We start from the raw sequence: 9,508 nt of genomic DNA, 5'->3' as shown, positions 1-9,508 counted from the left end.
GCCGTCGCAGCGAAGCGGGTCAAGGTGGAGCGCCAATGACGCGCGAAGCGCTCGATGGCGACGACCTTGAGGCGCGCAGCGGAGACGGCCACCATCAAGCGGCAGGAAACGGGGAAACCACCCGCACGAGACCAACACCCCCACGGGCAAACCCCACCCAACAGCCCCCACCCAACAGCCCCAACCCACTGAGCACCCACCACGCCTGAACCCACCCACCGAGCGCCCACCCACGGGTGCTGTCAGGCGCGCCCCAACTCCAACACCCGCAGGTGGCTTGCAAGCCTGTCACGCCTCTTCCGCCAGTCCTTTCGCTCAGCTCGCTCAGCTGTCCCGGAAGCGTTCGGTGAGCGGGGGCAGGACCGGGTACTCGGCGAACTGGCGCAGGGACATCACCGCGGTATCGGACCAGGGCAGGCGGTGGCGCCAGCGGGTAGCCAGGCATACGTCGGTGGCTTGGTCGACCTCCGGCCAGCGATCCGGGTCGGCGGATCCGGTGAGGCGGTGGGCGACGAGAGCCGTGGAGAAGGCGTCCAGGAAGGCTTGGACCAGGTCGGGGCGGGCCCGGCTGATTCCGGCGTCGGGGCGCAGGGAGAGGTCGGCGGCGCGGGCGTGGCGGTCCACGAGGTAGAGCTCGGGGCTCAGGTGCACGCTGCCCATGCCGAGGGACTTTCCCATTCCGATCTTGTGGGCGTGCTCGGGGTCGGTGGGGTCGCCGCCGCCGACCGGGTTGGCGAGCAGGAGGGCGCGCAGCAGGGCGCCGAGTTCGGCGTCGGTGAGGTTGGTGAAGGTGATTCGGGACCGCAGGGTGAGGCCGTCCCGGAGCGGGACGATGTCGCGCTGGGTGTCGCGGGGCGGGCCCGCGGCCGCGTCCGGTGGCAGGACGGCGATGCCTAGGTCGTCTTGGGCGCGCTCGTCGTAGCGGACGGGGTTGCCCAGCCGCGCGTCGTGCCGATGCAGGTAGGCCTTGTAACCACCCAGCCTGACCCGGCCCTCGTGCGACCACGTGACGATGTCGGGGCGGTCACCCGAGGCCGCGTCGGGCCCCTGGACAAGGTAGTTCGCGAAGCAGCCGCGCTGGGGCGAGAGCAGCCGCACGCGCAGGGCAGCACCGTCCGGGTAGTCGGGGTCGGGGTCGGTGCTGAGTGCGTTGCCGAAGGACACCCTGCCCTTGAGCGCCCCGGATTGGCCCGCGAACACGTCGGTGTCGCCGAACAGCGCACGGCACACGTCCACGGTGCGCCCGGCCCGGTCGGAGCGGTTCGCGTCGCCGTGCTGCGGGCTGAGCACCTCCTTCGGGACGGCGCGGCGGATCGGGTTGTCGTCGCTGACCGCGATCCGGTATCCGCCGGAGCGCCCGAAGGAGACCACCTGGCCCGGGAGGTCGACGTCGAACCATACGGGTTCCAGGCTGCTCCTCGGCAGTCCTCCCCCTCCGGCCCCGGCGACGGGCGGCCGTTCGGGGTCGTTGCCCCCGGCCCCCAGAGTGTCGGGAAAGGCGGCCCGCTGGTAGCCGGTGACCTGCTCCGCCGATTCGAACAGCTCCACCATGGCGTCGGGGACGGGGAGGCGTCCGGTGCGCAGGTCGCGGGGCCGGGGGAACAGGTAGGCGTTGCGCCGGTTCCCCGCGGCGGCCCCGGTCAGGACCACCAGGGCCGGGACCACACCGCCTCCGGCAGGTCCGGTGTGGTCGGCCAGGTGGGCGCGGGCCTCTTCCTCGGTGGGCGCGACGGCGGCGACCTTGCGCTCCCCGGGCAGGTGCACCGCGTACACCCAGCGGTGCTGCAGACGGCCGTGCTGTGCGTGGGCGGCGGGGACGTAGGTGTTGCCCCGAGGCGGGTCGGGAAAGTCGGTGACCCCGAAGTCCCAGGTGCGCAGGCTCTTCCGGAGCACGTTGAAGGACACCTTGAGGGCCCGGCCGGGTTCGGGTTCCAGGGCAGTGGCGGGGACCTCGACGACGAACCACCCCTCACCCCGGGGTGCTCGGTACAGGAACCCCTGCTTGGTGCTCAGGCCCGCGCGGCGTTTGCGGTAGTGGCCGTGTTGTTGCGCCATGACTTTGCGGGCCCGCGTGGACAGGGAGCTGTCGGAGCTGTCCGGGTCGATGCGCACCGGGGCTCGGAAGAACAGCATGGGCGTGTTCACCGGGCCGCTCTCCCCGCTGGTGAGCATGCGGAGCGTGTTGCGGACCAGGCCGCGCAGGGTGGAACCGGGCACGGCGGGCAGTGACCGGCCGCCGTGCGGGAAGCGGGTGGAGGCGGACACCTGCCCCCGGCCCATTGTCTGGCCGACGAAGGTCGGGGTGAGCGTGGTCAGGGTGAGATCGATCCAGCCCGAGTACGTACCGGGGACGGTGCGGTCGTGTGAGCGGAGCAGGTCGCCGGTGTGGTGCACGGAGTGCAGTGCGGTAGCGGGCAGCGGGGCCTCGGCCAGCCGGACCAGGCCGTAAGGGGCTGTGGCCCGGTAACCGCCGGGCCGCCTGCCCGGTCCCACCCGGTCGGCCACGTGCCGCGGGTCCACCATCAGTACTCCTCGGTCCGGTCCCCGGTACCCACCTCGAACTCCGGCCCGGTGGGTTTGGCCCCGGCGCACAGTCCCGTAAGCCGGTGGAACACCACCCCGACCGCGCCCGTGACGGGATCCTCCGCCCAGTACTCCCGAACGGTCAACCAGGTGCCGGTGCTCTCCAGAGCGGAACGCCCCCGTTCCGGCAGCGGGCGCGGACGCCCGGAGAAGTCGGTCCACGCCACCGGCAGTACCGCCTCGGTCCCCGAAGGCTCCCGGGTCACCGATAGGGGCACGTCACCCTCCAGAGTGCGGCTGTGGGCGGTGCCGGTCCACCCCTGGAGCAGGAAGGACCGGTCACGGGGGCGCAACCACGCGGGCAGGGGGCCGGGCGCGTCGGCGCTGACCCACCCCGAAACCGCTTCCTCACCGAGGCGGATCTGCGCGTGCGGGCCGAACACGAGCACCTCCAGGACCCGCCAGCGGTCCGTCGCGGGGTCGAGGGAGGGCGCGGAGAGGTGTTCGGTGGGCGGGCTGTCCGATCGGCGCCACCGGCCGTCGGGGCTGGATCCGGTGATCCGGCCGTCACCGAGCTCGGCCAGCAGCCACTGTGGGCCGCCGGAGGCCCCGGCAGGTCCGGCCGCGTCCAGGGCACGGCAGCGGTCGCCCCGGACGAACACGTCGGCCAGTACCTCGTCGATCCGCTCGGGTGGGAGCGGCCGGACCGTCACACCGGCCGGGGCCGGCGGCTCATGGGCCTCGACACTCACGTCTGATCCTCCTCTGCCCGGGGTTTCCCGCCTGCCCGGGATTCCACCCCTGCCGGGGGTTCCGCCCCGTATCCCTCACCAGCCCCCGTCTCGGGCTCGACGCCGTGCCCGTGGTCCGCTTCGGTGAGCCGGGTGTGCAGGGCGGCGAGCCACCCGCGCACTGTCCTTGCCGCCTCGCCGTCCGGAGCGCGCAGGGCGGACAGGAGGTCCACCCGCTCCGGTTCCTCCCCGGTTCCCTTGTAGGTGACCAAGACGGCCCCGGTGGCGGAGAGCCTGCCGTTGCCGCTCCCGGCTCCCGCGCCGAGCGTATCGAGCGGGACGGTGGCCAGTTCCCGCACGACCAAGGCGAGCAGGCCCCGGATCGCGTCATCGGGTTCGGTGATGTCCAGGACGGCCTCGGACGACCCCCCGCAGTGCAGGTCCTTGGTGAACAGGCGGCCGTTCACGGCGTCCCCGAACAGGGCGTCCACCGTCAGGCGGGTGGTCGTCAGGGGCGCCCCGCCGGTCAGCACGGGTGTGGCACGCAGGCGGATCCGCGCGGGGACGGGCGGGACCGGAGGGGCGCCCGGCCGGTGCACGGTGTCGGCGCCCCACCAGTGATCGTGCCACGCCCGCCAGTGCCCGCACTCCCCGTCCCTCTCGGAACCCCTCTGCGCCCCGGCTTCCCGCGACGCACCCGCTCCCCGCAGGTGCTCGGCGGCGTCGCGGACCAGTCGGCCGCCCAACCGCTTGAGAAGCGCGAACAGCGCGGCGTCTCCGAGGACCGGGCGGACCTCCACTTGGTCGTCATCGTTACCGGAGACGGTCGGCCGCCGCCGGTGCGCGCGATCTACCTCGGCCAGCCGTCCGTCCTCGGGGACGTCCCCGATCAGGAGCAGGCCCGGACGCAACGAGGAGGCGTCGGAGGACGGTGGTGTCTCGGGGGCGGGTTCGGCGCGTTCCGCCACGTTCAGTTCCAGGCGCAGCTCGGCCCGCTGCCGCCGGTCCACGCTCAGGGCCCTCGCGGCCAGGTGGGCGGCGATCGCGGTGCGACCGTGCTCGTGCAGCCCGGTGTCCAAGAGGGCGGCCAGGTCGGTGGCTCCGGAGGCCGCCAACGCCTCACGCCCCTCCCGCCAGCGGTTCTCCCAGCCACGGGAGTGGTAGCCGAACCACCCGGGCTCGTCGGTGAGATCGTGGCGGACCGCGGCCCACCGGGTGGCCCGCACCGCCCCGTGGCCGCGGCCCGAACTCCCGCCGATCCGGATGCCCGGGCCGTCGCCGCCGAACCCCCGTGCCGCCAGGACGAACTGGGTGAGGAGCCGGGCCTCGTCGGCGAGGGCTGCTATGTGCAGCCGCAAGTGGGCGGTGAACACCGTCCCGGCGGGCAGGACCTCCCACTGCCACATCCGCCCGGATCGCACGGCGCCGGTGGCGGGGTCGACCCGGGTGCCCACCCGCACTGTGACCGGGGCGGACTCCGGCAGGGTGGCGTGGGCGTCGTCGACATCCAGGGCGCTGGGTGACGGGGCCGAAACGCCCGTTCCGGTGGCTGCGTGCGCGTTGCCCGAACCCAGGAGGGCGGCGGCGCCGGCGGGGTCCGCGGTGCGAGCGACGAGTTCGTGGCGGAGCAGGCCCGCGAGCGTGGTGGCACGCAGCCGGGGCTCTCCGGTGCGCGGGTCGCGGTCGAGTGAGAGGTCCACGTCGCTCTCCGCGGCGTGCCGGGGCGTCGCCCGTGCGGCGCCCACGTGGGCGTCGGTGAGCAGGAGCAGCCGGGCCGTGAGCTCCCACACCACGGCGTCCGGACGAGGGCCGTGCGCGTCTACGGGTCCCGTGGTCACCGCGCCGCACCCCCGCCCCGGGGCCGTTCCTGCTCGGTGCGCAGGACCCGCGCCGCCTCCGCCAGCCAGGAGGAGACCAGCAGTAGGCAGAGCCGCGCGGAGGCGCGGTGTTCCCATCTCTCGGCCTGGTCCGAGAGTCCGCTCTTCCGATCGCTGGGCGGCAGACCGTCCGGGGACGCGAGGTCGACGGCGGCCACGGCCCGGGCGTAGGCCGGTTCGTGGGCGAGCCGGGGGCGGTTGGCCCGCCACCAGGTGACGGCGGCCTCCCCACCGGAGAGGCCCCCCAGCCACCGGTGGACCGTGGTGTGCCCCGGCCCTTCGGGTTGGGCGAGCCGCGCCCGCTGTAGCGCGCGCACGGCCCGTTCCCGGAGTACCTTGTGCGGCCCGGAGCCCGAGGACGCCCCGGAGAGGGTATGTGCGAGCGCGGTCAATGCCTGGTCGGGGGTGCGGTCGGTACGGGCCACCACCTCGCGCAGCCGCCCCAAGAGGCTGGGGGTGAGCGGGGCGAGCGTGCCCGCTGAGGCCCGGGCCAGGGCGCGCGCGTGGTCGCGGACCGGCTGCGCCGCGGCGTTCCACAGCAGTTCGTCGTACAGGGCTCCCAGTTCCGCGTCGCGTTCGGGCCGCAACGGGTTGGGGGCCTCGAGCACGCGGCCGTCCGGCAGGGTGGCGGTGCCCTCCCGCCGGGCGGGCACGGGTTCGGACATCGGGGGGAGCGGTTCGGGGCGGGGCGGTGGCGGGCGGAGCAGGACGAACTGGCCGTACCCGTCCACGGCGCGCTCCCCCAGCGTGTGCGCCTCCAGCTCCCGGATCCGCGCTGTGGAGAGGTCGACGCCGGGGCGCAGCCGCACCACGGAGCCGGGGGCGGCCGCCCAGCGCTGGGCCATGGGACCGCGGTAGCTCCGGTGGTAGGCACCGAGCAGGACGGGTTCGACGTGCGCGGCCTCCACTGACACGGGGGTTCGGGGCAGGCACCGGGCGAGGAGTGCCCGGACCTCCGGCACGAGGGCGTGCGGGCGCGCCTGGCCCTGTTCTCCCACCACCAGTGCCGGGGAGAGCAACAGCAGGTCCACGGTCTCACCCGCCCTCCGCAAGCGGTCCGCCCCCGACCACTCCACCCGGTCCGGGGACAGCAGCCGTTCGGGGTGCACCGGGCCCACCGAGACCCCGCCGTGGGCCCGGGTGCCGCCGGATCCGAGCGTGAGGGTGCCTTCGGCATCGGCCAGGACGGCGACGATCCGTGCCGCGAGCTCCCGGAGGTCGGCGTGATCAGGGCCGCGCAGCTGCCAACGGGCTTCGAACACCTGGCCCGGGTCCAGGCTCGTGGTGAAGAACGGCACCCCCTGGCCCGGCACACCGGTCCGCGCCCGCCCGAGGTAGCGCTCAGCGGTGGACCGCACGGTGGCGCGCAGTGACCGGTCAGGTGTGAGCGGGTCCCGGACCGCCCGGTAGGGGGTGCCCGGGTCGTCGGCGCCTTCGGCGAAGACGTCGACGAGCGTGTCGCCGTCCTTGCCGGGGGTGTACTGGTGCGCGGGCGGGGGGTAGGCGACCACTTGGACGCCGTCCCAGGCGTGCTGTTCCAACCTCGGGTGGGCCGGGGCGAAGCGGACCCGGTCGCCGCGCGCCACCCACTCGACCAGTTCGCGCTCCAGGCCGCCGCGTTGGAGGACAGCGGCGAGCATGCCGCGCTGGGCGCGCCCGCTCACCGTGGTCTCGGAGTCCACGCGCAGGGGGTCGAAGGAGGTGCGTACGGCCAGGGAGTCGGTGAGCACGTAGCGCAGGGGCAGGTACGCGCACACGGCGAAGGCGCCCGGGTCGCCCCGGTCGGTGGAACTCATGGCGGCGGACCGCTCTCGCGTTCCGTCCTTGTCCGCTGCGGACCGGCCAGGTCCAGCGTGGTGGCGTGCGGGTCGGGGTCGTCGGACCGGGCCAGGCGTACGTCCACCCGGCCCCGGCCGCGGGTGGCCTTCAACCCGATCTGGTCGGTGGCCAGGCAGGCCCGCGCCAAGCAGCGCCAGTGCTCCTCCTCCGGGGGGACCGACCAGGTGAGGGGCGCGGTCAGCGTCAGTCCGGGCAGGAGCACCCGGTTGGTGCGCAGACGGCCCGGCTCCGGTGCCCCGTTCGGGCCGATCTCGACCCCCGACTCCAGGGTCGTGTGCGCGTCGGTGACGGCCCTGCGCAAGGTGGAGCGCGCGGGTTCGGTCCGGCCGGCGAGCGCGTGGGCGACGGCGGCGCGCACCGGGTCACCCGGGACCGCGTGCCCCACCCGCAGGATCCGGTCGGCGCCGTGCGAACGTTCCCGGCCGAACACCCGCTCCACCGCCGCCGATAGGCCGGGCGCGACCGTCAGCGCACTGATCGCCCCCACACGCAGCCGGGCCACGAGCCGGTGCCGGGGCAGCTGGGGCAGCCCCTGCCCATCGGTGACCACGTCCGTGTCGGCTCCCGTACCGTCCTCGCTCGACCCGACGAAGAGGGCCGGGGAGGCCAGGCGCACCACGATCCGATCCGGTGTGCTCACCGCTGCCCACCCCCGTGCGGCCCGTGCAGGGGGGACGGGGGCGCAGGTTCCTCGGCCAGGCCCGGGTCCACGAAGAGGTCCATCACTCCGACCGCGTCCAGCAGCTCCCCGGGTGTCCAGCCCTCGGGCAGGACCACGGGGCGCCCGGTCACGTGGGCGCGGCGGACCAGTTCGGGTCCGGGGTCGGCCCCCGACACCAGCAGGGGTACCAGGGCCGAGACCAACCAGCCGCGCTGGCGGGCGTCACCGTCGGCGAGCAGACCGCCCTCCGCTGACAGGTAGCGGTCCAGGAAACCGGCGAAGGCCGTGCCCGTCATCGGCAGGGCGGTGCGGGGCGGCCCCGCCCGGCGCGCGCGTTCTAAGCGGCGCAGGACCCGGTCGACCCCGTCGAACCGCGCCGTCCAGGCCACGGTGTGCTCCTCGGCGGCGGTCGGGTCCGCGTCCGTGTCCGCTACCCGCTGTGCCTTGGCCAGACGGCACATGGCCTCGCACAGCTCGTATCCGAGCGAGAGCGGTGCGCCCACCGGCAGTACCGCGATCCCCACACCGACCGTGGGCACGAACGTGGTGTGCCGGCCACCGTCCGGCCCGACCACCGTCCGACCCCCTTCACCGTGGACGGAGGTGAGGGCGCGGTGCAGGGCCACACGGGGGTCTTCGGTGTCGCCGATCCGCTCGGGGTCGGTGTCCAGCCAGTCCAGCGCGTACCGCACCATGCTCAGGGCCAGACGGGCGTCGCACAGCACGGTGAGGTCGTCGCCGGCGACCACGATCGGGCGCACGGGTAACCGGACGGGTCCGGGCGGTTCGTGGTCCAAGGTGACGGCCCCGCCCGCACCGGTCCCCGGAATCACCGGCCGCCGCCCGGGCTCCACCCGGACCGCGGCCGCCACCGCGCGTACCAAAGCACGGGCCAGCCCTTCGGTGAGCCCGGCGATCCGGGTGGACAGGGCGCGCTGCGCCTGGGCGCCGGAGCCGGGCACCCCGGGGTCACCGGCCCTTTCCCGGTACTCGCCGAGGATCTCGCCCAGGCCGTTGACGTCCACGTGCACCACCGCGACCCGGCTCACGTCCCCGTGGTCGCGGCCGAGGCGGTCCACCTCCATGGGCAGGGCCAGCTCGACTGGTCCGCTGGCGGTGCCCGCCCCCGCCAGCCAGGCGTCACTGTGCGAGCGGTGCCAGCGGCGGCCGATCCCCCGGGCCCGGGCGACGTCGGCCGCCACCCGTTCGTACACGCGGGCGTGGTCGTCCAAGGACCTGCTGCTGTCCACCGACTCCGCCGGGGCGCCGCTCACCGAGCACGCCGCAGTGATCCCGTAACCGTGCGCGGGCGTGTGCAGCGCGGACATGTGGCGGCGGGCGCGGCGCAGGCGGACCGGGAGTTCGGCCAGGGCGGTGTCCACGTCGGGGACCGGGTGCGCCCCGGCGACAGGCACGGCCCCCGGGCCGTAGGTGACGAACGCGACCACCGGGGTGAGGTCACCCGCGCGGTCCCGGAGCCTTCGGGTGTAGCGGGCCGTGAAGAGCCTGGCTTCCGCGAGGTCGGGCAGGACGACGGTCAGGGCACCGCCCGCGTCCCGCAGGACCACGCAGTCCTCGGGCACGAGGTCGGCCACCCCGTAAACGGGGTCTGAGGTGTCGGTGAGTTCGGCGACCAGCGCGGCCCGGCCGACCGCGTCCAGGATGCGCCGCCCGCTGTACACGTAGGCCTGGATGCCCCGAAGGTCCACCCCGACGAGCACACCTGCGGCGGGGGGCCGGGGGGCGGTGTGCTCGGTCGGTCGGTGCTCGGGGGCCTGGGTCACCGCGACGGACTCCTCGTGGCCGGGGACGGCGGGCACGGCGCGGGCGCCGAAGGGGATTCGGGGTCTGCAGACCTCTCTCGGACAGTACCGCGT

The 9,508-nt window shown here is 74.7% G+C and carries 6 protein-coding genes; all 6 read right to left on the bottom strand.

Translation table 11 applies throughout. From position 1 onward, the window contains the following. Window positions 1-324 precede the first annotated feature (324 nt). Genes ACYVDG_RS25800 through ACYVDG_RS25775 form a run of 6 tightly spaced genes read right to left on the bottom strand, consistent with a single transcriptional unit; the run spans window position 325 to window position 9,415 of the window. Window positions 325-2,523 (bottom strand): TIGR03986 family type III CRISPR-associated RAMP protein, encoded by a 2,199-nt coding sequence (locus ACYVDG_RS25800; RefSeq protein ID WP_460758863.1) that lies wholly within the window; start codon window positions 2,521-2,523, stop codon window positions 325-327. Then, a complete protein-coding gene (locus ACYVDG_RS25795) occupies window positions 2,523-3,275 on the bottom strand; it encodes a hypothetical protein (RefSeq protein ID WP_460758861.1) in 753 nt (250 codons plus the stop codon). The genes ACYVDG_RS25800 and ACYVDG_RS25795 overlap by 1 nt, the downstream gene beginning before the upstream one ends. After that, the gene (locus tag ACYVDG_RS25790; protein WP_460758859.1) at window positions 3,272-5,092 is read right to left on the bottom strand and encodes an RAMP superfamily CRISPR-associated protein; all 1,821 of its coding nucleotides are present in this window, start codon (window positions 5,090-5,092) and stop codon (window positions 3,272-3,274) included. The genes ACYVDG_RS25795 and ACYVDG_RS25790 overlap by 4 nt, the downstream gene beginning before the upstream one ends. After that, window positions 5,089-6,927, bottom strand: coding sequence for a hypothetical protein (locus ACYVDG_RS25785; RefSeq protein ID WP_460758857.1), 1,839 nt, complete (start codon window positions 6,925-6,927; stop codon window positions 5,089-5,091). Before ACYVDG_RS25785 ends, ACYVDG_RS25790 begins: the two co-directional genes overlap by 4 nt. After that, window positions 6,924-7,610 (bottom strand): hypothetical protein, encoded by a 687-nt coding sequence (locus ACYVDG_RS25780; RefSeq protein ID WP_460758854.1) that lies wholly within the window; start codon window positions 7,608-7,610, stop codon window positions 6,924-6,926. The genes ACYVDG_RS25785 and ACYVDG_RS25780 overlap by 4 nt, the downstream gene beginning before the upstream one ends. After that, on the bottom strand, window positions 7,607-9,415 hold the full coding sequence (locus tag ACYVDG_RS25775; protein WP_460758852.1) for a hypothetical protein: 1,809 nt from the start codon (window positions 9,413-9,415) through the stop codon (window positions 7,607-7,609). The genes ACYVDG_RS25780 and ACYVDG_RS25775 overlap by 4 nt, the downstream gene beginning before the upstream one ends. Between the last annotated feature and the right edge of the window lie 93 nt (window positions 9,416-9,508).

The organism is Nocardiopsis oceani, assembly GCF_054777395.1.
This window is presented reverse-complemented; position numbering and strand designations above follow the sequence as displayed.